This is a genomic window from Neptunicella plasticusilytica, from assembly GCF_047922965.1.
Lineage (GTDB): Bacteria > Pseudomonadota > Gammaproteobacteria > Enterobacterales > Alteromonadaceae > Neptunicella > Neptunicella plasticusilytica.
Map to the genome: position 1 here is coordinate 517718 of NZ_CP150481.1, position 24531 is coordinate 542248.

Below are 24531 nucleotides of genomic sequence, written 5' to 3' on the forward strand. Positions count from 1 at the left end.
TTCATATTTTTAGCTAAAAAATATTGATTATTTATCCAAAAATGAAGAATCCCTAACCACAATCTAATAAAGTTTCGCCAGTTTTAACACCGCCGAACTGATTTTCAGTGGTGATTTCTTCAGTTGCTGCATATTAACTAATATATCCATATTGCTTTTTCCCGGCACTATGGACAATAGTCCGCCGTCTTCTACAAATTCAGCCGTTTCTCCGGCCGTCAAGGTATCTTGATTCAATTCATCCAGAATTTGAGTCAGCTCTTTTGACTCATGTTGTTTGGACACAAATAACAAATGGCAATCGGTTTGCTGTAACTCTTCAATATTTTGCAGCTTGATAATGGCTAGCGACAGCTCTTTTACCCTTTTCTTATTAGATTGCATCAGCTTGTTAGCATGCTCAAACTTGGGTGATTCCAGAAAGCACATATTAATACTGTTGTTTTGTAACCGATCAGAGGGGTATTGGGTAAATTCCACCATATGGTATAAAAGTGGTGCCCTGACCTGGGCCGGTTGCGCATTGACCGCCAATAACTCAAACGAAGGAACGAGGCACAGAGGCAGCAGGGTGGCCTTAACAAACACTCTCATGAGTCAAGATCCTGAGCGGATACGCTGGCTCGTTTAACCGGAAACACTATAACAAACTTGACGCCCTGATCTTCCTCGCTTTCTACCTTGATTGTGCCGCCTAGCCCCTGGGTAACGAGATTGAACACCAGATGCATGCCTAAACCGCTACCCCCTTTACCCCGTTTGGTGGTTACAAAGGGATCAAAAATGCGTTTTTTCAGCGTATCAGACAAGCCCTTACCATCGTCGGTATAAGTGATACACAGCTTGTCGTCATCTGACAGTGTAATATCGATTCCAATCGTGCCAACTTCGATAAATTCGAAGCCGTGGATAAGCGAATTCATAATCAGGTTGATCAGTACCTGATGAATGGGCCCTGCCTTACATTCAATCGTCAGCGACGGATCACAGTCAATTTTGATTTCGTGTCGAGTTTGTTTCAATCGTGGTCTCAGAGACAGCAAAATTTCATCAATAAGCTGTTGAACCGAAAATGTGCGGTTTAATTCGTGTGTTTGATCGACGGCGACCTGTTTAAAGCTGGAAATCAGATCGGCAGAACGGTTTAGGTTACGATAGACAATATTGAGATTTTCTTTGCTCTCGCTAAGAAACTTGCCTAAAGCGCTGGCCTTTAGGGTTTTGTTGTCAAAATCCTTCTGGATCTGGTCTATCCGGTCGATCATCATGGTTGAGGCGGTCACCCCCAGCCCGATGGGGGTGTTAACTTCATGGGCGATGCCGGCAACCATGTCACCCAGCGAAGCCATTTTTTCGTTTTGAACCAGTTGCCGCTGAAACTCATGCAGCTTTTCCAGGGTTTGGATCAGCTCCTGATTGGCTTCTTTCAATGCCACTGTACGTTGATTGACTTTTTCTTCCAGACTAGCTGTGAGACTACGGTATTCTTTTTCTGCTTCCTGTTGGCTCTGGATATGTTGCTGGATACGGGCAAGCAGACGGTTAAAGGCGTTGGCCAGGATCGCCAGCTCATTAATATTGCTAATCTTGGCGCGACTTGAATAGTCCTTGTCGCGAGAAATGGCTTGAACCAGATCAACCAGTTCACCGACAGGTTGGGTGATTTTTTTCTGCAACATCAATGTCAGTAGCAACGACATCACAATCACGATAAACAGTATCGATACTGTCAGCATTATCGCCTTGAGCGTCAGGGCGTCGAGTTCTGCGGTTGAAATATTTAAATAAAGATAACCAATAGTTTCACCTGAATGTTCTATCGGTTTAACCAGTTCCATCGCGTTCGATGACAGGGTGGGAACAGATAATTCATCTATACGATCCAGCACGGTTTGCACATGACTGGTGCCCTGACGATTGTAAGTGGCGAAAAGGTACAGCTCGTTGTCATTATCGAAGGAATAAATGTGGGCATGATCGATAAAGGGGATGCCGTTAAGGTGAGCAAGATTACTTTCTGCCGCATTGGCATCATCAAACAATACGCTGACCACCGAGTTCTTAACCACAAACTCGGCAAACATATTGCTATCGTCGACCATTTCGTCTTTGTAGGATTGTTCCAGGCGGTACTCAAAAATGACGGCGGTGACAACAAGCGAAATCGTGGAAGTAGCCATCGCAACATACAGCATTAAGCTTTTTATGGACAAAATTCTATTGCGATCTGACATATTATTATTATTTGACTCACGAGTATAACGCTGAATTAGTCCCCATATTGGTATAACCAGCTTAAAAATGGAACATTTATCACTCTAATTTGTAGCAAATTAGAGTGATAAAACCCAACTATATATCGGATTTATTGGAAACGTGTGAAAAATATAAACGCGGATGGCCGATCAAAACAAGCCTGTTATTTTATAGTTGGCAATGATAAACCTTAAATTTGCTGGTTTCGGCCAATACTTTGACAGTGCTCAAATGGGTTTGTAACAACTCCGGATATTTTAGAAAGGCATTTGCCACTAACGTCAGGCTGCCCTTTGCAGTTAACGCTTTTTTAGCGTTAGCAATAAATTGCTCGCTAACCTGATAGTCGGTTTTTGTACCAGTATGGAAGGGGGGATTGGTGTAAATCGCAGAAAACTTGTCAGAAATGGCATTCAGCCCGTTTGAGGCAATTATGCTGGCGTCGATATTGTTTAATTCAGCAGTTTGTCTGGCACAGTGCAGCGCCAGTGCATTAATGTCACTCATCAGAATTTGCGCCGCAGGATTTTTGCTGGCCAGATAACAGCCTACAATCCCTGCACCACAGGCAAAATCGAGTAACTTGCCATTGGGAAGAGTATGGATAGATTCAAGCAATAAACGGCTGCCGGTATCTAACGCGCCGTGATTAAACACACCGGGAAGTGAACAAATTTTTAGTTGGCAGTCATTGATATTAATTTCAAATTCGGTTTGCCACTGCTTTAGATTAAAAGGTTTAACCGGTTTGTTGATTGTGCAACGAAATAAGCTGCAATGACGAGCTGCGTCCTGCTTGACAATCTGGTCAGAAAAAGGAGCTAACAGTTTGGGCGCGGCCTTTATCCCGCCTTTGTTCTCTCCCACTAACCATAGACTACCGCCAGTCTTGAGCATATTGGCCATGTTGGCCAACAGCATTTGTGCCTGTGCTTTAGCTTTGGGCATATACACAATGACACCATCATATTGCTGGTTTGACTCAAGGCTGGCAGCAAAGCTGTGCTGCCCGGGTAAGTGCTCAGCTTGCTGATAAATATCGAAATACTGGTAAAACCCGTCAAGATTGGCATCCAGTTGGGTAAAAATATCGGTGTCTTCAGGATTGACCAGTAGCCATTTACCCTGGGTAAACAGTGTCTGGTTTTTTATCAGTAATTGACTGGGAGCGCTAAGCATCAAAATGGCCTAATTGATTCGTTCAAAGATTAGATCCCACACGCCATGACCTAATCTTTGACCACGTTGCTCAAATTTGGTTAGCGGGCGATGTTCCGGTCTGGGGACATAGTCGTTATTGTCTGACTGATTGCGGTAACCTGGTGCCTGCGACATCACTTCCAGCATATGTTCGGCATAATTCTGCCAGTCAGTGGCCATATGAAAGATACCGCCTTCAGCCAATTTGTGTCTGAGTGCCTGAACAAATTCCGGATTCACAATACGACGTTTATGATGGCGTTTTTTATGCCAGGGATCGGGGAAAAACAGTTGCACCCGGGCCAAACTGGCATCTGCTATACAATCGGCCAATACTTCCACTGCATCATGCTCATACAGGCGTAAATTGCTGATATTGGCAGCCTGAGCTTCAGCCAAACAGGCCCCCACACCCGGACGATGGACTTCAATGCCGATAAAGTCCTTATCAGGCTCTGCAGCGGCCATCGCCACCAAAGACTTGCCCATACCAAAGCCTATTTCCAGTACTACTGGAGCCTGGCGACCAAACAGTTGGGTAAAATCCAATAAACCATTTTGATGTTCTAGCCCCATTTCGGGCCAACATTCCTCGATGGCCTTGGCCTGACCTTTGGTTAATCGACCTTCGCGTTTAACAAAACTGCGGATTTTGCGTAAATAGGGAGAGTCTTGGGTTGTATCTTGATTGTCTGAAGTCGGGTCAGTCATGTGTTCACTGAGTTCTGGAGTGATAAAAGCCGCGATTATAAACCCAAACCACCTTAAAATGCAGTAGTTCGGGCACCCTGTGGCGAGTATTTTGAAGTCGAGGAGATAACCGCCACTTTATTGGTCAATTTCAAGAAATAATCTGGCTAAGCTGTGTGGCTAACTGCTCTGGCGCTTCTAATGGCAACATATGCCCGCTATTGTCGATAATCTGTAGTGTGCTGTTTTTTATTTGCTTGTGCATACGGGTTAACTGTCCTAATGGCGCGATGCGATCTTGTTGCGCCGCAATCAGATTAATATCAAAACCGGCAACGGCCAGTTTGGCAGTTAAATCGGGACGATTTGATGTCGCTTTCAGTTGATATTTGAGTACCGGACCACCCAAATCCTGTTCCATCTCTCGTACGGTTTGACAGGCATTGTCGCCATTTGGCCCCTCGGCTTGGACGAACAATGCCAAGCGCTGTTTATTCATTGGCTTGAATTGACCTTTTTCCAGCGCCCGGATAATAATTTCCCGTTGTTGTATTTCCTCTGGCGTCAGCCCAAAACTGCTATAACCAATCAGGGTGAGTGAGGCGATATTTTCGGGCTGCGCCAGGGCATACTGACACGCCAGAAAACCGCCCATGGAAAAGCCGACAAGATGTACCTTGTCACCAGCGACGGCGTATTCAGTGAGTCCGGCCATTTGCTCCAGTGTTTCGGCCCACTGTAGCGGCACATAACGCCGATCGGCAATATCCAGATGTTGCCAAACCGGCATCCATAAACGTTCATCACATAAGGTGCCGGGCAGAAAAATCACTGGAAGTTGAGTTGACATGATGACCATTACTTTTTAAACAGGAGCCGGTATCATAGCCTTCTTTTATCATCGTAGCGATCCGGAATTATTCTTTTGCCTCAAGCTAATCCCTTATTTTCACAACAGATTTTACATTGGTTTGATCAATTTGGTCGCAAGGATTTACCCTGGCAACGGCAAAAAACAGCTTATTCGGTGTGGATCTCGGAAATCATGCTGCAACAGACCCAGGTTGCTACGGTTATTCCCTACTATCAACGATTTATGCAACGCTTTGCGACAGTGCAGGCATTGGCAAGCGCCCCACAAGATGACGTTTTGCACCATTGGACCGGGCTGGGTTATTACGCACGGGCACGTAATCTGCACAAAGCCGCCAAAATAATAGTGCAAGATTATAATGGCCAGTTTCCCCAACAAATTGATGAGGTTATGGCGTTACCCGGGATTGGTCGCTCGACAGCGGGGGCGATATTGTCGCTGTCTGCGGATCAGACACACAGTATTCTGGACGGGAATGTTAAGCGGGTATTGGCGCGTTATGCGACAATTGAAGGTTGGCCCGGTAATAAGCCAGTCGAACAGCGTTTATGGTTATTGGCGGATGAACTGACGCCTGAACGGCGGACCGCAGATTATAATCAGGCCATGATGGATATGGGAGCTACGCTATGTACGCGCAGCTCACCCAAATGTGATATTTGCCCGGTTAGTCAGCAATGTCAGGCCAATATCCAGCATCGACAGACCGAATTTCCCGGCAAAAAGCCTAAAAAAGCCATTCCAGTCCGTTCTACTATTATGTTGATACCCAAATGGCAGAATCAGATACTGATTTATAAACGCCCACCGACGGGTATATGGGGTGGATTATGGGGGTTCCATCAGCTTGATGATATGTCGCAGATAGATCAAATGGTTGAACGATTGCAACTGGGCGATTATGCAGTAACAGAATTAGCGGCTTTTCGGCATACCTTTAGCCATTTTCATCTGGATATACAGCCCATTGTATTGGAGTTAAATCAGCCGCCTACAGCTTCAATGGTGAGAGAGGACCAGCAACGTTGGTTCGATGTTAGCCAACCGGAAAAACTGGGACTGGCCGCCCCCACCTTGCAATTATTGACGGCTTTCGAATCAGGATGTCAGTTTTTAGTCAATCGCAAGTGAGGGCTGTTTACCAGCATAAAAAAGTAATTGTCTACCAGTGATTCGGCCATTTCGGCCAAATCAAAGCTTTGCGGGTAGAGCAGCCAGTTATTTAAAATGCCCGAGAAAAAAGCATGTTTAGTCAGGGCAGCCTGTTTGGTGTCTAAATCTTCACTCAGTTGGCCGCGTTTAATCGCATTTCTGAAGGTGCGCTCGATGCGGTTGGTGAATTCGGTAAAAGCACAGATCTGGCGTAGCTCCAGCTCTTCTACTTCGCCGTTATACTCAAACTTATGCAACATGATGCCAAAAACCCGCTGCATTTGTCGATCCTCCGCCAACCGCTTGAGCAGAATGACAGAGAACTCCCTGAACTTGCCGATAGGATCCGTTTCATTTTCATCAGCACAGGCTTCTGCCAATGATTCCAGCGGTAAATGAACTCTTTCGACCATGGCCGCAAATAAATCAATCTTGTTTTTGAAATGCCAATAAATAGCACCACGGGTTAATCCGGCGTGATTAGCCACATCCATTAACGTGGTATTGGAATAGCCTTTGTCAAAGAATACTTCTTCAGCAGAGTCGAGCAACAGGTTACGGGTTGCTGCTGCTTCTTCTTTGGTTTTTCTGACCATACAGACCTCAAATACGTATAAAACCTGTCCTTCACTGCATCTGGAGTGAAGACCGTTCCGCACATTACGTAGAAAAACAATTAACTGTTGCAATGGTAATCAATAAAACTCTAAAATACAAAACATTCATGTATGTATGTAAGCAAATTGTAACATTATCACACTTGAGATAGGCTCTCTACATGCTTACAGTAGGTACAATATTAGATTTTGTATTTGAGGTCACAATGAAATTGAATAGACGGATCGGCATACTTATCGTGACATCGGCAATAGTATTGAGTCTAACCGGCTGTGACTCGGCGCAGAGTGAAGGCCCACAGCAACAGCCGCCACAACAAGTTGATGTGGTAAAAATGACCACGCAGGATGTTATATTTAAACGCACGTTACCGGCTCGATCGGTAGCATCCCGTGAGGCTGAAGTGCGTCCGCAGGTTTCCGGTATTATTGTTAAACGTCATTTTGAAGAAGGTGCGCTAGTCGAAGAAGGCCAGCCCCTGTACCAGATAGATGATGCTATCTATCAAGCCAATTACCATTCGGCCCAAGCAGAATTGAGCCGAACCGAGAGTAATCTGAAAAAAGCAGCTGCCGAGTTAAAGCGTTATAAGAGCCTGATTAAAGGCAATGCCGTCAGCCAGCAGGACTTGGATCAGGCAGAAGCGGATTACCAATCCTACGAAGCGGAGCTAGGCATGCGCAAAGCCGAGCTGCATAAAGCCAAAGTGGATATTCAGTACACTAAAGTATTGGCACCCATATCCGGTCGTATCAGCAAATCAAACGTTACTGAAGGTGCGTTGGTCACCGCCCAACAAGCCAATGCTTTAGCCACTATTATTCAACTTGACCCCATCTATTTTGATCTGCCAATGGCCCATTCGGAATTGCGCAAACTGCAACAACGTTTGGCCAACGGTGAACTGACCCGAATTGATGCAACCGCTGAACTGATTTTCAGCGATGGTGAAACTTATCCGCATAAAGGTGAGCTGAAGTTTAATGAAGTGCAAACCAATCCAAGTACCGATGCCGTCGCCTTGCGGGTTCAGTTTAACAATCCTGAATATGCCTTGCTTCCCGGCATGTATGCCAAGGTCAAATTGAATCAGGCCAAGCGGGCCGACTCTATTTTGGTACCTCAGAAGGCCGTGCAGTTTGACCATAGCGGTAGCGCTTATGTTTTTGTGCTGGGAGCAGAACAGAAAGTCGAGCAACGCAACATCAAGATTGATCGTGCCTTCGATAAATCCTGGCTGGTAACCGACGGATTAGATGAGGGAGATCAGGTAATTGTGACCGGATTGCAAAAAATTGCACCGGGCATGAAAGTCCAACCTGCCCAGTCCGATAAGGCGGCTTAACCCATGGCTAGAATATTTATCGATCGCCCAATTCTATCCTGGGTTATCGCCATTATGGTGATGTTGGCAGGTGTATTGTCGATGCTCAAATTGCCTGTCGCACAATATCCGGATGTGGCACCGCCGTCTGTGTCGGTAACCGCCAATTATTCTGGTGCCTCCGCACAAGTGGTGCAGGATACGGTAATTCAGGTTATCGAACAGAGCCTGACCGGTATCGACAATGTGCAATACATTAGTGCTAACAGTGATTCCAGCGGGAATGCCAATATTACCGTCACCTTCAATGCCGGAACTGATCCCGATATTGCCCAGGTCCAGGTGCAAAACAAATTGCAAAGCGCCATGCCGCTGTTGCCGCAGCAGGTGCAGCAAACCGGTGTGCAAGTGAACAAATCTGCATCGGGCTTTTTGCTGGTTATCGGCTTTTATTCGTCCGATGGGCGCATGGATCGTAGCGATATCTCGGATTTTGTCGCTGCCAATGTCAAAGATCAGATTAGCCGGGTAAATGGCGTGGGCCAGTTGCAGTTCTTCGGGGCCCAGTACGCTATGCGCATCTGGTTGAGTCCGGACAAGCTCAATCAATACAAGTTTACTATTCAGGAAGTACTGGATGCGATACGCGCGCAAAATTCGCAGATTGCTGCCGGTGAACTGGGTGGTGCGCCAGCTGTATCCGGGCAACAGATTAACTCCAGCATTATCGTCCAGACAGGTCTATCCACGGCGGAAGAGTTTGGCAATATTCTGCTGCGGGTTGAGCACGATGGATCAACAGTTCATCTGAGTGATGTTGCGCGCATCGAGCTGGGTGGCGACAATTACCAGATTTTGTCTGAATACAATAATCAGGCCGCGGCGGGTATGGCTATCAGTCTGGCATCCGGTGCCAATGCGCTGGACACGGCAGATGCGGTGCGGGCCAGAATGGCTCAATTACAGCCGCAGTTTCCGGCCGGGCTGGAAGTGGTTTACCCCTTCGACAGTACGCCTTTTGTCCGGTTATCGATTGAGGCGGTTGTACATACATTGCTGGAAGCCATCGTACTGGTGTTCTTTGTGATGTTGCTGTTTTTGCAAAATTTTCGCGCCACCCTTATTCCAACTATTGCGGTGCCGGTGGTGTTGCTGGGAACTTTTGCGATCCTCTCGGTACTGGGATATTCAATTAATACCCTCACCATGTTTGCCATGGTATTGGCGATAGGGTTATTGGTCGATGACGCGATTGTGGTGGTCGAAAACGTTGAGCGGGTTATGCACGAAGAAGGGCTGTCACCGCGCGACGCTACGGTTAAATCGATGAAACAGATTACTGGCGCACTGATTGGTATTGCGCTGGTATTGTCGGCGGTATTTGTGCCGATGGCCTTCTTTGGCGGCTCCACCGGTGTTATCTATCGGCAGTTTTCGATCACTATAGTGTCGTCGATGATTTTATCAGTGCTGGTGGCGTTGATTCTGACCCCGGCGTTATGCGCAACATTATTAAAACCGGTGGAACGGCAGAAAAAGCCGGAAAGCGGATTTTTTGCCTGGTTTAATCGCCAGTTTGATTCAGCCAGCCATAAGTATCAGTCGGGTCTGGGCAGCATTCTCAAACGCACCGGCCGCTTTATGATTATTTACGTGGTATTGATTGCCGGTTTGGTGTTTTTGTTTACTCGCTTACCTACCTCGTTTTTGCCGGACGAAGATCAGGGAATTTTATTTGCCCAGATGGTGTTGCCACAAGGTGCAACTCAGGAACGTTCGTCAATAGTGATGGATAAAATTGAACAGCATTTCCTCGAAACCGAAAAAGACAATGTTGATGGTATGTTCTCGGTTATCGGTTTCAGTTTTAGCGGCAATGGCCAGAATAATGGTATGGCCTTTGTACGTCTGAAAGATTGGGATGTCAGAACCGAAGAGGATCAGCATGTAAGTGCTATTGCGAACCGGGCAATGGGTTCATTTATGCAACTCAAAGAAGCCATGGTGTTTGCCTTTATTCCCCCGGCAATATCGGAACTGGGTAACGCTACCGGTTTTGATTTCCAGTTACAGGATTTGTCCGGCCAAGGGCACGAAGCGCTGATGAATGCCCGCAACCAGTTATTGGGTATGGCGTCACAAGACTCCAGACTGGTGGGGGTTCGTCCTAACGGTCAGAACGATACGCCGCAATTCAAGATTGATATCGATCAGCAAAAAGCCATGGCGTTGGGTGTATCGCTGGCAGATGTGAATCAGACGTTTACTACAGCATGGGCGTCCAGTTACGTTAATGATTTTGTCGATAATGGCCGGGTCAAACGGGTTTATGTGCAGGCTGATGCTCCCTACCGGATGATGCCGGACGATTTGAATGACTGGTATGTGCGCAACGATCAGGGCGATATGGTTTCCATCGGTTCTTTCAGTACTGCAAAATGGACTTACGGACCACCTAAACTTGAACGTTACAATGGCACGCCTTCGGCCCAGATTATGGGACAGGCTGCGCCTGGTTTGAGTTCTGGTGATGCGATGCAGGCGATGACTGAACTGGCTGCTAAATTACCATCAGGTTTTGGTTTTCAGTGGTCGGGAATGTCACTGCAGGAACAGGCGTCCGGCGCTCAGGCCCCGTTACTTTATGCACTGTCTATATTGATCGTATTTTTGTGTCTGGCAGCATTGTATGAAAGCTGGAGTATTCCAATCGCCGTGGTGATGGTGGTGCCGCTGGGCATTATCGGTGCGGTGCTATTTTCAATGGCTCGAGGATTGACCAACGATGTATATTTCCAGGTGGGTCTGTTAACTACCATTGGTTTGGCAGCTAAAAATGCCATACTGATTGTCGAATTTGCCAAAACACTATACGAAGAGGGTAAAGATGTGATCGAAGCGACTATTGAAGCCGCCCGTTTGCGTTTACGCCCGATTATTATGACCTCAATGGCCTTTATGCTGGGGGTAACACCGCTGGTATTAAGTAGCGGTGCAGGCTCGGGCAGCCAAAATGCTATAGGTACCGGCGTTTTTGGTGGCATGTTCTCCGCCACCGTGCTGGCAATATTTTTTGTTCCGGTGTTTTTTGTGGTGGTATTTCGCTTGGCCGGAGCCCCTAAATCAGTGCATCGCGACACAGATAACAACAAGGACGAGTAATTATGTTATTGGACTGGCAAGTATTGAAAATCATGTTAGTGCCTGTTTTGGCCTATCTATTAGGTGCGATGCTTATTTCGGCGCTTGAATGTCAAAAAGACATGCCCGAAGTTTAACCTGAAAGTCGGCAACAAAAATCCTGCCGATCATATTAACTGATGCATAACTCAGATTACTAATCTGCTAGAATAGCCCGCTAAATAAGTTTACAAACTGATCCGCAATGGTTGTCGCCATTGCGCCACTATGTAAGGAATTCGCTATGAGCAGAACAGTATCTTGCCTTTATCTTAAAAAAGACGCCGAAGGGCTGGATTTTCAACTTTACCCGGGAGAGCTGGGTAAACGTATTTTTGACAATATCAGCAAAGAAGCCTGGGCATTGTGGCAGAAAAAGCAAACCATGCTGATAAACGAAAAAAAGCTCAATATGATGGATGCCGAGCACAGAAAGTTTCTCGAAGCTGCCATGCAGGACTTTTTATTTGAAGGCAAAGACGTTGAAGTTGAAGGCTATACTCCACCAGAAAATTAATAGCTGTTGGCGTCGTTAACGCGCACTGCGGCTGAAATAAAAGCAGATTGCAGAGATTTTGTGCAAACAGTAGGCAAAGTCACTTATTTAACAAAAAAGAGGTTGACTTAAAACCGCGAAATCCGTTTAATACGCATCCCTAAGCAGTGCACCGATAAATATTCACTGTTTAACCAGTTTTGTGCCCAGATAGCTCAGTCGGTAGAGCAGAGGATTGAAAATCCTCGTGTCCTTGGTTCGATTCCGAGTCTGGGCACCATTATTAAGTTCAACAAAGGCCAATACAGTGTGTTGGCCTTTGTTGTTTCTGGTTTTCAGGTTTTTTAACGTCCAGTGACGTTCGCTTATTTCCGGCTTTTTGATAACACTCTAAGTAACACAAAACAAATGTTACTTGGATGGAGTTACAAATCGTGCTTCAAACCTTACCCATTAACTCAACTAGCTAATTTAAAACCTAAAGAAAAAAGAATTTAATCTGGCTGATGACAATGGGTTAATGCTCAGGGTTAAGCCCATATGTTCTAAACTTTGGATCTTCAATTATCACCATTCTTTTTGTTAAATCACTACTGAAATAAGTATCGGGCAATATTCCGCTGTTAGTTTGTCAGAAGCAAGGGAGGAACGAGAGAGGAGTGACATACTTTAGTTAGTACAAATTAATTTTATTCTTTGTTGTGTTTTCCCCTAACCATCCCCCTTTTAAATGCCCAGACTACTCTCTCCATTTCAAGTAAGAGAAAGAAAACATGAAAGAATTAATCACGGCAGTAATAGACGGGAATATCATTGAAGGCTACAGGTTGATAACGGGTACGAGAGAGTTATACCAGAAGGTTTACTTTGCTGGCATCGAAGAACCTGATGGAGCCGCATATAAGCCGTCACAGCGTAATACATATATGCTCGACATAGCAAAGTTGATTCTATGGCAGTTGGCAACAGGAAGAGCTTTAGCAAGTTTTACTAAATAGTTTTTTAAAAATGGTCATTTTAGATTGTTCAATTGCTGTTTTTTGACAAATCAGCCAATCGTAAATATACCTTAAGAGATAAGCACTTATGATTTTAATGTAATGGCAAACAACTTAAATGTTAAAGGGAACAAGACATGAAAAAAGTAATTATTACTTCATTAGAAGAATTGCGCGTTGAACTTTCAAAATTAATAGAAAACAATGAGTTAACTTCTTCATTATCAGAAAATGTGCAGTATGAAACTACTAAGATTTACATTTCAGAAATGACTGCAGCAGTAGATAATTTGATAAAGTCAGTAGGAAAAATAGAACAAGGAGCAATGACAGAGAATTTAGCTTTTAGCTTAATTGCAAGCATTAGTGAAATTGAAACAACAAACAATATCCTTATGACGAACGTCAAAAATAACAATGTGCAATCAGCAACCCCTTGGTATAAAAATCTCTGGAGTAAACTGAAATCACATATTAAGCCTGCAATAAAAAATATTAGTAGCGCTTTATGGGCGTGTATTTGCAAGATGATTATCCCTACTGGTTGGAAAATTGGAGGGGAGCTATCTACAGGAGTACTTGGACTTGCCAAGTGTAATATTGAAATTAGTTTCGGTTAGTTTTTTGAAATTGTTTTCTGGTCAGATGAGTGGCTGAATTTTGCCGGTGAGTTTTCGGTTTTAGTAACACAAATGGTAACACTTAAAAGGTTTGTGTATTTTTATATTTAATTAAATCAAATGCTTATGTCTTCGGATCGATTCCGAGTCTGGGCACCATTATTAACACAAAAAAGCCTCAACGTTATTCGTTGGGGCTTTTTTGTTTTTACTGATATATCAGCAGGTTACCTTTGTGACGGCAAATGGCGGACTATTTGTTCCAGATGAGTTTCGCAGGTGCCACAACATCCTCCCCAAATATCCATATGCGGATACTGACGCGATATATCTGACATCAGTTCTCCCAGCTCAACAGGATCTCCTTCTTCCAGATGGCCTAGTTTGCATAGTGCAATTTTATCCATTTTGGCGGCATTGGGCCGAATTGAGCGCAGGCGTTTTGTCCAGTCTCCGTTATCCAGCGCCGGTGTAAATTCTGCGGGATGAGAACAATTAAGCGAGAAAAATGCCGGGTAGTGTTTAGTTGCGTCATCAACTTGCTGAATCGCCTCGCTTAACTCAATACCTGTATTGAGACGGTGATGACTATCCAGTGAAAATGAAATCGCCAAGGGTAAGCCGATTTTTTTAGCTGCCCTGGCTACACCAATAGCCTCTTCCGGGTTATTGAATGTGACTGCCCATACCAAATCAACAGCTGCCTTTTTTAAGGTTGTCAGTTGTACTGAGTGGTAATCTTCTGCTTCTTCGACGGACATCGAATTTTTACCAAAATAGGCATCACCTCTTGGACCCACATAGCCGACAAATTTACTTTCGGGTATGTCATGCTGATATTCTCGACCAATATCACGCAGGAATTCGATTGCTCCTATATTAGCCGCTTCTAGCGCGCTGGCAGAGTATCCCAATTTGCGTCCCCAGTCGGGACTGGCGCGATAATCAAAACCACCTATTAACGCGTTGTGCCCGTATTGGGACACAATATCCAGGTAGCGACGATACATACCACTGATGGTGTCGGCGGCATTCTGCTTCTCCAGTAGCGGAAACATGGCAAAGTGGGGAAGTTCAAATCCCCATTTGTACATGATCTCGGTTTCTATTCCACCTTCGGTAATGTAGTAGGTGCCGGCTTGTTGCTGGGGAAATGTCGTTGTCATCTTTTTTCCATTGTTGTTGCGAAGTGGTGAAAGTGTAAATTTAGCGGCGACAGGCTGATAGTGGACTCGTGGTGCAGTAACGCACTAACATAGTGGATAATTGTTCGTTCACAGTATGGATATATATGGCTCATCCCAGTTCAAAGCGAGAGCTGATCCTGGATATAGCGGAACAGGGGGTGCTGAATAAAGGATTTTCTGCCACTTCTATTGACGAGATCATTGCTGAGGCGGCGATATCCAAAAATGGCTTTTTTTATCATTTTAAAGATAAAAATGAATTGGCCAGGGCAATGCTGCAACGCTATCTGGACAATGAAGAGGCTGTGCTTGATCAGGTCTTCTCCCGTGGCCGGGAATTATATGCTGACCCGCTGGATGCCTTTCTTGCCGGACTAAAGCTATTGGCCAAGTTGATGTCCGATTTGCCAAACGGGCATCCAGGCTGTTTGGTGGCAACTGTTGCCTATTCGGAAAAGCTTTATGATCGTCAGGTACGGGAACTAAACCGTCAGGCTATCCTGACCTGGCGGAAAAGATTTTTAGCCTCTCTTAACGAGATTGCTGCTAAGCATCCTCCTCGCCAGGATGTGGAATTGCGGATAGTGGCAGATATGATCTCAGGCACCATAGAGGGTGGGATTATCTTATCCCGGGCGCTTAATGAGCCAGCTGTACTGGCCGAACAAATTTTGAGCCTCCACACTTATATTAAACTGCTGTTCATGCCACAAGGCACAGAAGGTTGTGCCTGATCCTTGCTGAATATGCCCGCTGTATGTGGTACTCCAAGACTAAAATGCCTCCGAAACCCATTCGGTTACTTCAAAAAAGTCCTGGGTATAATTAATTGCGGCTTCATTATCAAATTGCTTGCAGGTAAAGAGTACAACGGCAAAAAACTTGCTAGCGCTCCACACATACAATGAGATACCTGAATCAATTAATGGCAGAAAGGCATCGAAGCCCTGGTTGTCATCTTTACCGGTACCTTGGGGGGAATGAATAATTGGTTTGCTGTAAGTCCTTAGATTCAGATGTGAGGCCAGATTAAGCAGATATTTCTCAACCAGCTGCTCAGTTATGTCTTTAGTATACAGACCTTCAATTAGTAACCGTTGCCTGGTAATTTGAGGTGCTAAATCTTTCATTATTTTATTCTCCATATTTATAGTTCGCTGTTGAGTTGGATCGTCAATACAAATTATGTCGTAGTTTAGTCGATAAAAGTTTGCTGGCTTCAGTCATTGAGTTAACACAATTTGCAAATAGCGACTAAGTAGCCGGTAAATTTCCTGCCGGTGATGTTGAAGGAATATCGCTATTTGTTTAACGATTGTTTTGATATGACCTTCCAGCTTGAAGAAGGCAAGACGCAAGTACACAGCTTGAATCAGCGGGGCGCCTTATGATCCCCAAAGGCATCGCGCATTCCGCCCAATTGCATACAGACAGTATTGATCTGTTGTTTGTTACCCCTAAACAAGGGACCGAAGTGTGGGAATCTGCCTAATAAGGGTTATTCAAGTAATGGGCCTTCATCACTGGCAGGTTTAACAACAGGTGCCAAACTCTTTTTAACTAATAATACAGCCGCTTCATGCTGGGCATGCACAAAGGAATTGATCGCGATGCCATCCAGGGCCTTTTTCTCTTCCAGGCTGTTAATTTTGACCACTAGATTCGCTTGCGGATAGTAGTCGAGTACGGCCTGACAGATGATCTTTTTATTGATCAGGGTATTCACCGTGACGATCACGCTGGCAGATTGTTCTATTTTTAACGATTCCAGTACCGGGCGTTTGTCCAGGTGACCAAAATAGGCCATATAACCCCGTTCTCTGGCTAGTAAGACGTGTTGCAGGTTGTCGGAAATAATCAGGAAATCGATGCCTCTTTTATCCAGTTCGCGGGCCACAATCCGCCCCACTACTGCAAAGCCGCAAATCACGGTATGGCTGGATTTTTCAATCGGGGTGATTTTGTCCGATTCATAAAATTCCACTACAAAATAGGACGCCAGCTTATAAATATTATTGACGATAAAGGGCGTCACAATCATCGATAGCACGGTAACCAGAATCAAAAAGTTACCCAGTTCTTCGGACAAAATATGTTGGCTGGTGGCCAGGGTAAAAATAGCGAAAGAGAATTCACCAATCTGGCAGAGCGCCAGAGCGGACTTGATAGAATCACTCTTGTTGGATTTTTTGCGTATCAGCAAAAACACAATTAGCGCTTTGACCAACATGGTAAAAATCAGCACCCCAAACACCAGGTACAAATGGCTGGAGAAATACACAATGTCTATTTTGGTGCCGATGGAAAAGAAAAACGCGCCCAGTAACACATCCTTGTATGAAGCAATATCCGATTCCACTTTAACGTGGAAGTTGGTTTCGGCGATGATCATACCGGCGATAAAGGCACCTAATGAATAAGTAAAACCCATCTCGTGTGCCAGCATGGACGCGCCGATAACAATGGTCAGGACAGACCCTAGAAACAGTTCTTCCAGCTTGGCATTGGTGGAGAAGTGCAGCAGCCATTCAATAATCTTTTTGCCCAAGGTGAACATAAACACAATGACCAGGGTGGCAGACAGTACCGTCTTGACCAGCACATCAGACAGCGACAACTGGTCATTGGCCAGGAAACTGATCAGTAACAAAATCGGAATAACCGCCAAGTCCTGAAAAATCAGGATGGCCACTGATTTTTCACCATAAGGGGTGACAATATCTTTGGACTTCTTCAGATAACTCAACACAATCGCGGTTGAAGACAGACTGAACGCCAGCGCGATAATAATCGAAGAGGTAGTATCAATATCAAAAATAAAATGGGCAAAGGGAAAGATAACCAATGCGCTGGCAATGACCTGAATGGCCCCGTTGAAAAATACGATTTCCTTCATTTTTTTTAGTTTGGCGAAGGAAATTTCCAGCCCGATGGTGAACATCAGGAACACAATGCCAAATTCACCAATCAGTTCGAGCGATTCCAGATTGTCGCTGCCGTTAAAGTTAAAAATATTACTGATGATGGTACCGGTAAAGATGTAACCGATAATGTGAGAAATTGACAACTTCTTCAGAACAATATTCAGGACACTGGCAATGGCTAATGAAATAAAGATGATCAGGAGAGTCGAATCCATACCGCTGCCTCGTTGAATGTTTCAATTAAACACAATCTTATAACAAAATGTTAATTTTTAAGTTATTTTTAATGTCTATTGGTATAAGTAGCATAAGCGCGGGTGCGAATATAGTCCAATGCTTTCCGATAATAGAACGGAAAAAATAATCTTGGCTGGTGAGGTTAAACACACTCTGTTGCTGAAGCTTATATTCAATGCTAATTTTGCCGACAGGCACCCAAACCGGAATGACCATGTCAGCCAAACCCGATACAGTCAGTAATTATATTTTATCTAAACCTGTTCAGGCACAGACAAGATTAAATGAGCTCAGAGCCTATTTACAATTGGCGGATAAAGACGCCAATGAAGAACTGAAGTGGGGCAAACCAGCGTTTGTAAATGAAGGTATTTTGTATGTCTATGCGGCGTTTAAAAATCATATCAGCCTGCACCCGACTCCTTCGGTTATTGAGCATTTCAAGCACGAATTATCGCTGTTCAAATTGTCCGGTAATACCGTCCAGTTTCCTATTGAACAGCCCATTCCGAAGGAGCTGGTACTCAAGCTCGCCAAGTTACGGGTTTACCAAAAAAATGAACAAGGTATAGGCTGGAAGTAGACAACGGGCAATAATCTGTTTGCCTTACCAAGCTATTTTACGCTGACATTAATCTGCCACATATAAGGTGTAATTTGGCTGCAAAACATGACATCACCCGTCCGGGATAGTTGTACTGTCCGATATAGTTGAAACGATGATACGAAACAAGTTCAGGGTAAGCTGTTGCGTTGCCATAGTGACGATACTGCTAAATTGGTCGTTGCAAGCACAACCTTTGTACCAGGCTCATGCCCACAATGATTACGCTCATCCACGACCGTTGTTGGATGCACTGGAACAGGGGTTTAATTCCGTTGAAGCGGATGTGTTTTTACAAGACGGGCAACTATTGGTCGGCCACCAAACAGCTGATTTAACCCCCCAACGCAATTTGCGGGTGCTTTACCTCGATCCTTTATGGTCGCGTTACACCGCATTCCAGCACAAGATTTATCCTGATTCCCGGCAACCATTCATCTTGCTCATCGATTTTAAATCGACCGGGGAGAGATTGTATCCGGTTTTACAACAGTTATTAAAAGCTTATCAGCCCATGCTGACAGGTGTTCAGGATGGCGTGCTTGTTGAAAGTGCAGTGACTATTATCATATCCGGTGATGTGCCACGGGACATGATCATCGCGAATAAGCAACGTCATGTTTTCATCGATGGCCGACTGAAGGATCTGGGCAGCCACTACCGACCGACAGACATGCCGCTAATTAGTGCCAGCTGGAAGGAGCATTTCAGTTGGAATGGCGAAGGCGCAATCCCGGACAAAGAACGTCAAAAATTACAAACGCTGGTGAAGCAGTCGCATCAACAAGGTCGACTGCTACGCTTTTGGGCGACCCCGGATAATTTGCAAGCTTGGCAACTATTGCAACAAAGCGGGGTGGACTTAATCAATACCGATAATTTACGCGGATTATCCCACTTTCTCACGACCTCATCACCATAACAGGGCGGGTTTTTCCGACACCATGCCGCTGACCAAATATTGTTCATTTGTAGTAAATTATTAATATTTAAGTAAAAAACCAGAAATATAATTGCCATATACAGCCTGTAGTTTAAGCAGCGATTTTCTTCTAAATCAAATATCAATTTGTGAATTTAATTCTGGCCAGGTGGATAGGAAGACCTCTGTTATGAGATCACCCCATCCACTTGTTGCTATTTAAAAATTAAAAAACCGAAAGCTGCATGACTAACAGGTGAATACGTGAAATCTTTTAAACAGAAACAATTGTCAGTTAATTTTAACCGGAGTCGTTTAAACACGGCGATTAGCAGTATTGTGCTTGGATCTGCGCTGGCTGCATCGAGTTTTGCAGTATTAGCTGCTGATGACGCAGTTAAAGATAAAAAAGATCTGGAAGTGATCGAAATTGCCGGCAGTTATGTCAAATCGCTGGAAAAAGCGGTAGATATCAAACGCAACAATATCGGTTTTTCTGATTCGGTTGTGGCGACTGATATCGCCGATTTTCCCGAGCAGAACTTGGCCGAAGCATTACAGCGTATGCCGGGTGTGACCATTGAACGCAACAAAGGTTTAGGCACTAAAGTAAACGTACGTAGTTTGCCCAATGAATTCACTCATACCTCGATTAATGGCGTAGCTACCGCCTCTGGTAGCGGTGGCCGTGATGTGGAATTTGATATTTTTGCCTCTGAAATTATTCAAAGCGTTACAGTGAACAAGTCACCTACGGCGGCTGACGAGGAAGGCGGTATTGCCGGTAGCGTACAAATCCAGACAGCACGTCCATTCGATTACGATGGCAGCAAGCTGATTGTCTCGGCTGAAGGTGCTTATAACTCCATCTCTGAAAAAACCGACCCCAAATTTGCGGTTCTGGCCAGCAACACTTACGGTGACTGGGGCGTACTAGTGTCGTTTGCCTCGTCCAAGCGTACCAATCGCACCGATTCCAATTCAGGAGTCAATTTCCGTCCGTTATCTCGTTGGCTTGAAAAATCAGGTTCAGATTCGAAGCAGGCCCAGTCTGATCAGGCTGCTGCTGTTCTAGAACGTGATACTGGCATTGTCATCAATGATCGGTTTGATAGTGATGAAACCAGTCGTGTGGTGTTTATTGATAAAGTAGGGAACCGTGCCTATCTGAATGAACAGGAAAAATGGGGCGCCACGGCGTCGTTCCAGTACAAGCCAAACAGTGACTTCAGCGTGACGTTTGATGCCATGTTGGGCAGTTATGACGCGCATGAGGATGAATATGACGCCGCAGCATATTCGGCATCCAGTCCCAGCACGCTGGAACAGATCCACAGTTATGACAGCGATACCTTTGCCGAATACGGCATCACGGTGCTAAGCGATGTATCTTATGCATACACTCAACACGAGTTTCTAAGTAAAGAAAACAGCAACAAAACCGATTATCAGCAGTTAAGCATTAACCTTGACTGGAATGTGGCAGATTGGGAAGTACGCGGTTTATTAGGTTATTCAGGTGCGGATAAAGATTCAGATCGTACAAACTTGAAACACACTATGTATGCACCTTCACGCAGCCGTTTTACCGCAGAAGGTGGTGAAGTGTTACTGAGTGATAATCCTGAATCACGCAACATGTATGACTCACCTGACGGCTATCTGTTTGATTTTTATGAAGTTACGCAGGAAGGCATTGAAGATGACAAATATGCCGCCCAACTGGATTTAAAACGTAACCTTGATCTGCAATGGATGCCGGCCCTGGCCGATGTGCAGTTTGGAGTGCGTTATACCGACAAATCCAAGCAGCGTGATCAGGGCCAAGTGCAGGTGAAAGGCCCAACTGAAGGTGACAGTTCCTGGGCAGGTAGCAGAACCTTACAGGACAGTGAATTGACCCCGGTGACGGATTTAGTTTCTGGTGGTGATTATTTACCTGATTTGTCTTACAGCCCGGATTGGTCTCAGGTTTCAAACGACTGGGCGCGTGACTATTTCCGCTATGACGGTTTCTATGTCGATTATGCGCCGGATCAGTATTATCGGGTCGACGAAGAAGTCTCCAGTGTCTACGCCATGGCGGACTTTATGTTTGATATTGGTCAGGTACCCGTCAGTATTAATGCCGGTGTGCGATATGTAGATACCTCGATATTGTCGTTTGGCTATCATCAGGTGCAAAACGCTGATGGCTCAACCGGTTACACATCTGAACCTGTTTCTAAACAAGGTAATTACGACGATGTATTGCCCGCCTTCAATATGACCGCAGAACTGACTGACGACTTGTTGTTCCGCGCCGCGGCATCACAAACTCTGATGCGCCCGGCGCTGGGGGATATTGCCTACAAACGTACCGTTAGCCTGAATGATTTTAAATATCGTGACGGTAACCCGGATTTGCAGCCGACCTATGCTGACCAATGGGAAATGGGATTGGAGTATTACCTGCCTGAAGGTGGTCTGTTTGCAATTTCCTACTTTAAAAAGAAAATTGAAGGGGTGGTTCGCGAAGAACTGACAGGTATCGTGCCGGATGTGACCAAGTACAACGATAATGGCACTCTCGACGGGGTTTATGATTTTGAGGTGTACCAGAAAGTCAACGCTGAGGGCTCGTTCACCGTCGATGGTATCGAGTTAGTGGCGCAATTCCCACTGAATATTATTAGTGACTCGCTGGATGGATTTGGTCTCAACTCTAACTACACCAAATTGGATAACAGCTTGACCGGTGAATCTGATTTGGATATTCCAACTGCACCGGAAGGATTAGCTGAGTCTACTTACAACGCGACCTTGTATTATGAAAATGACGTGTTTGATGCGCGCATTTCATACAACTACAAAGACAAATATGTAGAACGTATCGAGCGGGATATGTATCCGGTATACCGTGATGCCTATGGCCAGTACGATATGTCTATCGGTTATAAAGTGACTGACAATATCAAAGTTACGTTGAAAGGCATCAATATTACCGACGAAGAAACCCGTGGTTACACCATGGATCCCAAGTTCCCGGTGATGTACGAGATTTCAGGTCGTCGAATCAACTTAGGTGTGCGGGCAAACTTCTAACCTCGCCATGTGACAAGCACTGCTACTTAACGGCCCCGACGCAAGCCGGGGCCGTTTTATTGTTAATTAATTGATTTTCAAATGGTTTTATAATGAAGTCAGACAACATTTATGCGTTTTATATTGTGACGTTAAGCATGATTTTTTGTTGTTTGCCATTGTCGGCAGTGGCAAACAACAAAAATTCAGCCATTGAGGATGTGCAGATAGCGTTTATGCCGGATATTCATTTCCACGATATCTATGCTAATTTTGCCGACGGATCCTTTAAAGGAATACCCAATAGTATCAGTGGTAAGCACGCCACCATACGAACCCTGTCTGCAGAGCTCAATTCCACCCGGTTATTCAATGAAAACTACTTCGCCTTGTTGGCAGCGCTAGATGATGTAGTGGCACGTGGCATAAAACTGGTCGCTTTACCGGGGGATTTCAGCGATGACGGTCAGCCGGTGCATTTGCGTGGCCTGGCGAAGATTTTGCAACATTATAGCGATCAATATAGTCTCGAATTTTTTGCAGCGCCGGGTAATCATGATCCGGTAAGGCCCTTTGACTATCCCGGCGGCAAAGCCGATTTTCTCGGGGAAAACGGCTATCCACAGCGAATTTACAGTAAAGGTGCCAAGGAATGTACAGGATATCAGGGAAATTGGGCCAGTATTGACGTCGGTTACCCACTTAACACCTTGTGCAGCGAAGAAATACGCCACGCAGGCTATCAGAGCATCATGTCACTACTTGGCCGCTTTGGGTTTTATCCTCAACAGTCTTACCTGTATTGGGAAACGCCATACAGCAGTAATCGCACCGAACGCTATGACTTTAGGCAGGCGCAGAAGGACGCCGACTTTTCAAACAGGCAATACGAAATCTGTTATCAAGGTAGCGGCGGGCAATATAAACAAGCCCACTTCAGTGAATGTACTCAAGTACCTGATAGCAGCTATTTAGTGGAACCGGTGCCAGGATTATGGCTGCTAGCTATTGATGCCAATGTGTATATTCCTCAACAGCAGGCGGCAAATAATAACGCTCCGGCTCGCTTTTCCGGTTCGGGTAATGCCGGTTATAACAAGATGCTCAGCCATAAAATCCATGTGATTGAGTGGGTCAAAGAGGTGGCAGAGCGGGCAAAACATCTGGGTAAAACCTTAATTGCGTTTAGTCATTTTCCGATGAGTGAATTTTATGATGGTCAATCAGATAATATTGCCGCGCTGTTTGGTGCTGAGCATTTTCAGTTAGCTCGTCGTCCGCAGGATAGCATTAGCCATATCCTGGCCGATACCGGTATCAAGGTGCACGTGGGTGGCCATATGCATATCAATGATACCGGCGTTACCCGGAACCCGAACGGACATTTTCTGTTTAATATTCAGGCCCCTTCTATTGCAGCATATGTACCCGCCTATAAGTTGATGACCTTAAAAGCAGATAACCGTATTGAAGTGCAAACCGTGGTACTGGATAAGGTTCCGCGCTATAACGAACTGTTTGAACATTACCGGCAGGAATATCAGGTACTTAAACAATCCGATCCGGCACATCTATGGAATAAAGACATTCTGAATGCTAAAAGTTATCGGGAATTCACTCGTTGGCATATTACTGAACTTACTCGACAGCGTTTTTTGCCTCAGGAATGGCCAGCCGAATTACGTGAGTTACTCTTTGCGTTGAGTGCAAAGGATATGCTGGTGTTATCTCAAATGGAATCGCCCGTTACATTGCAACAATGGCCCTCAGCCAAAGTCAGGCTACAGCACATTCGTCAAACTGAACAATGGCAAACTGGATTAGCTAAAGCGGAGCAGTTACTGCTCGACCGGCAATTCAGCTTGCAGGATCTCGCAAGCTGGAATGGCTTTGATCTGGCGGTGGATTTTTATCGTTTGCGCAATGCGGGCGGGTTAGCCCTGTCCGATATCGGCCAACAACGGTTGGAGCAGTACCGGTTCCTGACGCTGTTGCTGGCGCAATTACAGTCCGTTTCCGTGCTGTCTGCTGCGGAAAATCCTGCTGACCAACAATCACTCAGCCGTATTATTATTCAGCGCTTTGCGCCTCTATTTCAAATATTGGACGGATTTAAACAAGGATTACCCGACACGCATTTTATGCTTGATCTGCAAGTCGGCAAAATCAAGTCACTGGATTAATGT

At 45.1% G+C, this 24531-nt stretch carries 20 protein-coding genes and 1 tRNA gene; 12 read left to right on the top strand and 9 right to left on the bottom strand.

Annotated elements, in window-relative coordinates; all coding sequences use genetic code 11:
• Nucleotides 1-63: 63 nt before the first annotated feature.
• The 5 genes from V1467_RS02485 to V1467_RS02505 all read right to left on the bottom strand — a co-directional run bounded on the left by V1467_RS02485 (nucleotide 64) and on the right by V1467_RS02505 (nucleotide 4996).
• The gene (locus V1467_RS02485) at nucleotides 64-594 is read right to left on the bottom strand and encodes a YfiR family protein (protein ID WP_416307223.1); all 531 of its coding nucleotides are present in this window, start codon (nucleotides 592-594) and stop codon (nucleotides 64-66) included.
• The gene (locus V1467_RS02490) at nucleotides 591-2180 is read right to left on the bottom strand and encodes an ATP-binding protein (protein WP_416307224.1); all 1590 of its coding nucleotides are present in this window, start codon (nucleotides 2178-2180) and stop codon (nucleotides 591-593) included. The genes V1467_RS02485 and V1467_RS02490 overlap by 4 nt, the downstream gene beginning before the upstream one ends.
• Nucleotides 2181-2424: 244 nt before the next feature.
• Nucleotides 2425-3435, bottom strand: a complete 1011-nt coding sequence (locus V1467_RS02495) for a methyltransferase (protein WP_416307225.1) — start codon at nucleotides 3433-3435, stop codon at nucleotides 2425-2427.
• 9 nt (nucleotides 3436-3444) lie between these two features.
• Nucleotides 3445-4167 (bottom strand): tRNA (guanosine(46)-N7)-methyltransferase TrmB, encoded by a 723-nt coding sequence (trmB, locus tag V1467_RS02500; protein WP_416307226.1) that lies wholly within the window; start codon nucleotides 4165-4167, stop codon nucleotides 3445-3447.
• A gap of 130 nt (nucleotides 4168-4297) precedes the next feature.
• Nucleotides 4298-4996, bottom strand: coding sequence for an alpha/beta fold hydrolase (locus V1467_RS02505; protein ID WP_416307227.1), 699 nt, complete (start codon nucleotides 4994-4996; stop codon nucleotides 4298-4300).
• A 75-nt stretch (nucleotides 4997-5071) separates the two neighbouring features.
• On the opposite strand from V1467_RS02505, the gene mutY reads away from it, so the two are divergent.
• Nucleotides 5072-6151: an A/G-specific adenine glycosylase gene (mutY, locus tag V1467_RS02510; protein WP_416307228.1), complete on the top strand. Its 1080-nt coding sequence runs from the start codon at nucleotides 5072-5074 to the stop codon at nucleotides 6149-6151.
• Here mutY and V1467_RS02515 read toward each other — a convergent pair.
• The gene (locus V1467_RS02515; RefSeq protein WP_416307229.1) at nucleotides 6127-6768 is read right to left on the bottom strand and encodes a TetR family transcriptional regulator; all 642 of its coding nucleotides are present in this window, start codon (nucleotides 6766-6768) and stop codon (nucleotides 6127-6129) included. The genes mutY and V1467_RS02515 overlap by 25 nt on opposite strands.
• A 227-nt stretch (nucleotides 6769-6995) precedes the next feature.
• Between V1467_RS02515 and V1467_RS02520 the strand changes: the two genes are divergently transcribed.
• From V1467_RS02520 to V1467_RS02545, 6 genes are all read left to right on the top strand, one after another.
• Nucleotides 6996-8135: an efflux RND transporter periplasmic adaptor subunit gene (locus V1467_RS02520; protein WP_416307230.1), complete on the top strand. Its 1140-nt coding sequence runs from the start codon at nucleotides 6996-6998 to the stop codon at nucleotides 8133-8135.
• A 3-nt stretch (nucleotides 8136-8138) separates the two neighbouring features.
• Nucleotides 8139-11276, top strand: a complete 3138-nt coding sequence (locus tag V1467_RS02525; RefSeq protein ID WP_416307231.1) for an efflux RND transporter permease subunit — start codon at nucleotides 8139-8141, stop codon at nucleotides 11274-11276.
• 262 nt (nucleotides 11277-11538) lie between these two features.
• A complete protein-coding gene (locus V1467_RS02530) occupies nucleotides 11539-11811 on the top strand; it encodes an oxidative damage protection protein (RefSeq protein ID WP_416307232.1) in 273 nt (90 codons plus the stop codon).
• 183 nt (nucleotides 11812-11994) lie between these two features.
• Nucleotides 11995-12070, top strand: a tRNA-Phe gene (locus tag V1467_RS02535).
• Nucleotides 12071-12563: 493 nt separating this feature from the next.
• The gene (locus tag V1467_RS02540) at nucleotides 12564-12788 is read left to right on the top strand and encodes a hypothetical protein (RefSeq protein ID WP_416307233.1); all 225 of its coding nucleotides are present in this window, start codon (nucleotides 12564-12566) and stop codon (nucleotides 12786-12788) included.
• A 137-nt stretch (nucleotides 12789-12925) separates the two neighbouring features.
• Complete coding sequence (locus V1467_RS02545) at nucleotides 12926-13408, top strand: hypothetical protein (protein ID WP_416307234.1); 483 nt, start codon at nucleotides 12926-12928, stop codon at nucleotides 13406-13408.
• 227 nt (nucleotides 13409-13635) lie between these two features.
• On the opposite strand, the gene V1467_RS02550 is transcribed toward V1467_RS02545, so the two are convergent.
• Entirely contained in the window at nucleotides 13636-14574 is a 939-nt protein-coding gene (locus V1467_RS02550; RefSeq protein ID WP_416307235.1) for a homocysteine S-methyltransferase family protein, read from the bottom strand.
• A gap of 125 nt (nucleotides 14575-14699) precedes the next feature.
• On the opposite strand from V1467_RS02550, the gene V1467_RS02555 reads away from it, so the two are divergent.
• The gene (locus tag V1467_RS02555) at nucleotides 14700-15329 is read left to right on the top strand and encodes a TetR/AcrR family transcriptional regulator (protein ID WP_416307236.1); all 630 of its coding nucleotides are present in this window, start codon (nucleotides 14700-14702) and stop codon (nucleotides 15327-15329) included.
• 39 nt (nucleotides 15330-15368) lie between these two features.
• Here the strand turns inward: V1467_RS02555 and V1467_RS02560 are convergent, their stop codons facing one another.
• Nucleotides 15369-15725 (bottom strand): S-adenosylmethionine decarboxylase, encoded by a 357-nt coding sequence (locus V1467_RS02560; RefSeq protein WP_416307237.1) that lies wholly within the window; start codon nucleotides 15723-15725, stop codon nucleotides 15369-15371.
• Nucleotides 15726-16093: 368 nt separating this feature from the next.
• A complete protein-coding gene (locus V1467_RS02565; RefSeq protein ID WP_416307238.1) occupies nucleotides 16094-17734 on the bottom strand; it encodes a cation:proton antiporter in 1641 nt (546 codons plus the stop codon).
• Between the two features lie 236 nt (nucleotides 17735-17970).
• On the opposite strand from V1467_RS02565, the gene V1467_RS02570 reads away from it, so the two are divergent.
• The 4 genes from V1467_RS02570 (at nucleotide 17971) to V1467_RS02585 (ending at nucleotide 24528) form a co-directional block, all read left to right on the top strand.
• Nucleotides 17971-18339 carry an iron chaperone gene (locus tag V1467_RS02570; protein ID WP_416307239.1) on the top strand — a complete coding sequence of 123 codons (369 nt, stop codon included), beginning with the start codon at nucleotides 17971-17973 and terminating at the stop codon, nucleotides 18337-18339.
• A gap of 136 nt (nucleotides 18340-18475) precedes the next feature.
• Nucleotides 18476-19282, top strand: a complete 807-nt coding sequence (locus tag V1467_RS02575) for a phosphatidylinositol-specific phospholipase C/glycerophosphodiester phosphodiesterase family protein (RefSeq protein WP_416307240.1) — start codon at nucleotides 18476-18478, stop codon at nucleotides 19280-19282.
• Between the two features lie 264 nt (nucleotides 19283-19546).
• Complete coding sequence (locus V1467_RS02580; protein ID WP_416307241.1) at nucleotides 19547-22366, top strand: TonB-dependent receptor; 2820 nt, start codon at nucleotides 19547-19549, stop codon at nucleotides 22364-22366.
• A gap of 92 nt (nucleotides 22367-22458) precedes the next feature.
• A complete protein-coding gene (locus V1467_RS02585; RefSeq protein WP_416307242.1) occupies nucleotides 22459-24528 on the top strand; it encodes a metallophosphoesterase in 2070 nt (689 codons plus the stop codon).
• Nucleotides 24529-24531: the final 3 nt, after the last annotated feature.

Bases quoted from the DNA above. Each gene is read 5' to 3' on its own strand.
- V1467_RS02555 (WP_416307236.1), top strand. From the start codon at position 14,700: ATGGCTCATCCCAGTTCAAAGCGAGAGCTGATCCTGGATATAGCGGAA.
- V1467_RS02490 (WP_416307224.1), bottom strand. From the start codon at position 2,180: ATGGCTACTTCCACGATTTCGCTTGTTGTCACCGCCGTCATTTTTGAG.
- V1467_RS02585 (WP_416307242.1), top strand. From the start codon at position 22,459: ATGAAGTCAGACAACATTTATGCGTTTTATATTGTGACGTTAAGCATG.
- V1467_RS02545 (WP_416307234.1), top strand. From the start codon at position 12,926: ATGAAAAAAGTAATTATTACTTCATTAGAAGAATTGCGCGTTGAACTT.
- V1467_RS02515 (WP_416307229.1), bottom strand. From the start codon at position 6,768: ATGGTCAGAAAAACCAAAGAAGAAGCAGCAGCAACCCGTAACCTGTTG.
- V1467_RS02575 (WP_416307240.1), top strand. From the start codon at position 18,476: ATGATACGAAACAAGTTCAGGGTAAGCTGTTGCGTTGCCATAGTGACG.
- V1467_RS02520 (WP_416307230.1), top strand. From the start codon at position 6,996: ATGAAATTGAATAGACGGATCGGCATACTTATCGTGACATCGGCAATA.
- V1467_RS02525 (WP_416307231.1), top strand. From the start codon at position 8,139: ATGGCTAGAATATTTATCGATCGCCCAATTCTATCCTGGGTTATCGCC.
- V1467_RS02505 (WP_416307227.1), bottom strand. From the start codon at position 4,996: ATGTCAACTCAACTTCCAGTGATTTTTCTGCCCGGCACCTTATGTGAT.
- trmB (WP_416307226.1), bottom strand. From the start codon at position 4,167: ATGACTGACCCGACTTCAGACAATCAAGATACAACCCAAGACTCTCCC.
- V1467_RS02485 (WP_416307223.1), bottom strand. From the start codon at position 594: ATGAGAGTGTTTGTTAAGGCCACCCTGCTGCCTCTGTGCCTCGTTCCT.
- V1467_RS02530 (WP_416307232.1), top strand. From the start codon at position 11,539: ATGAGCAGAACAGTATCTTGCCTTTATCTTAAAAAAGACGCCGAAGGG.
- V1467_RS02540 (WP_416307233.1), top strand. From the start codon at position 12,564: ATGAAAGAATTAATCACGGCAGTAATAGACGGGAATATCATTGAAGGC.
- V1467_RS02560 (WP_416307237.1), bottom strand. From the start codon at position 15,725: ATGAAAGATTTAGCACCTCAAATTACCAGGCAACGGTTACTAATTGAA.
- V1467_RS02565 (WP_416307238.1), bottom strand. From the start codon at position 17,734: ATGGATTCGACTCTCCTGATCATCTTTATTTCATTAGCCATTGCCAGT.
- V1467_RS02495 (WP_416307225.1), bottom strand. From the start codon at position 3,435: ATGCTTAGCGCTCCCAGTCAATTACTGATAAAAAACCAGACACTGTTT.
- V1467_RS02550 (WP_416307235.1), bottom strand. From the start codon at position 14,574: ATGACAACGACATTTCCCCAGCAACAAGCCGGCACCTACTACATTACC.
- V1467_RS02570 (WP_416307239.1), top strand. From the start codon at position 17,971: ATGTCAGCCAAACCCGATACAGTCAGTAATTATATTTTATCTAAACCT.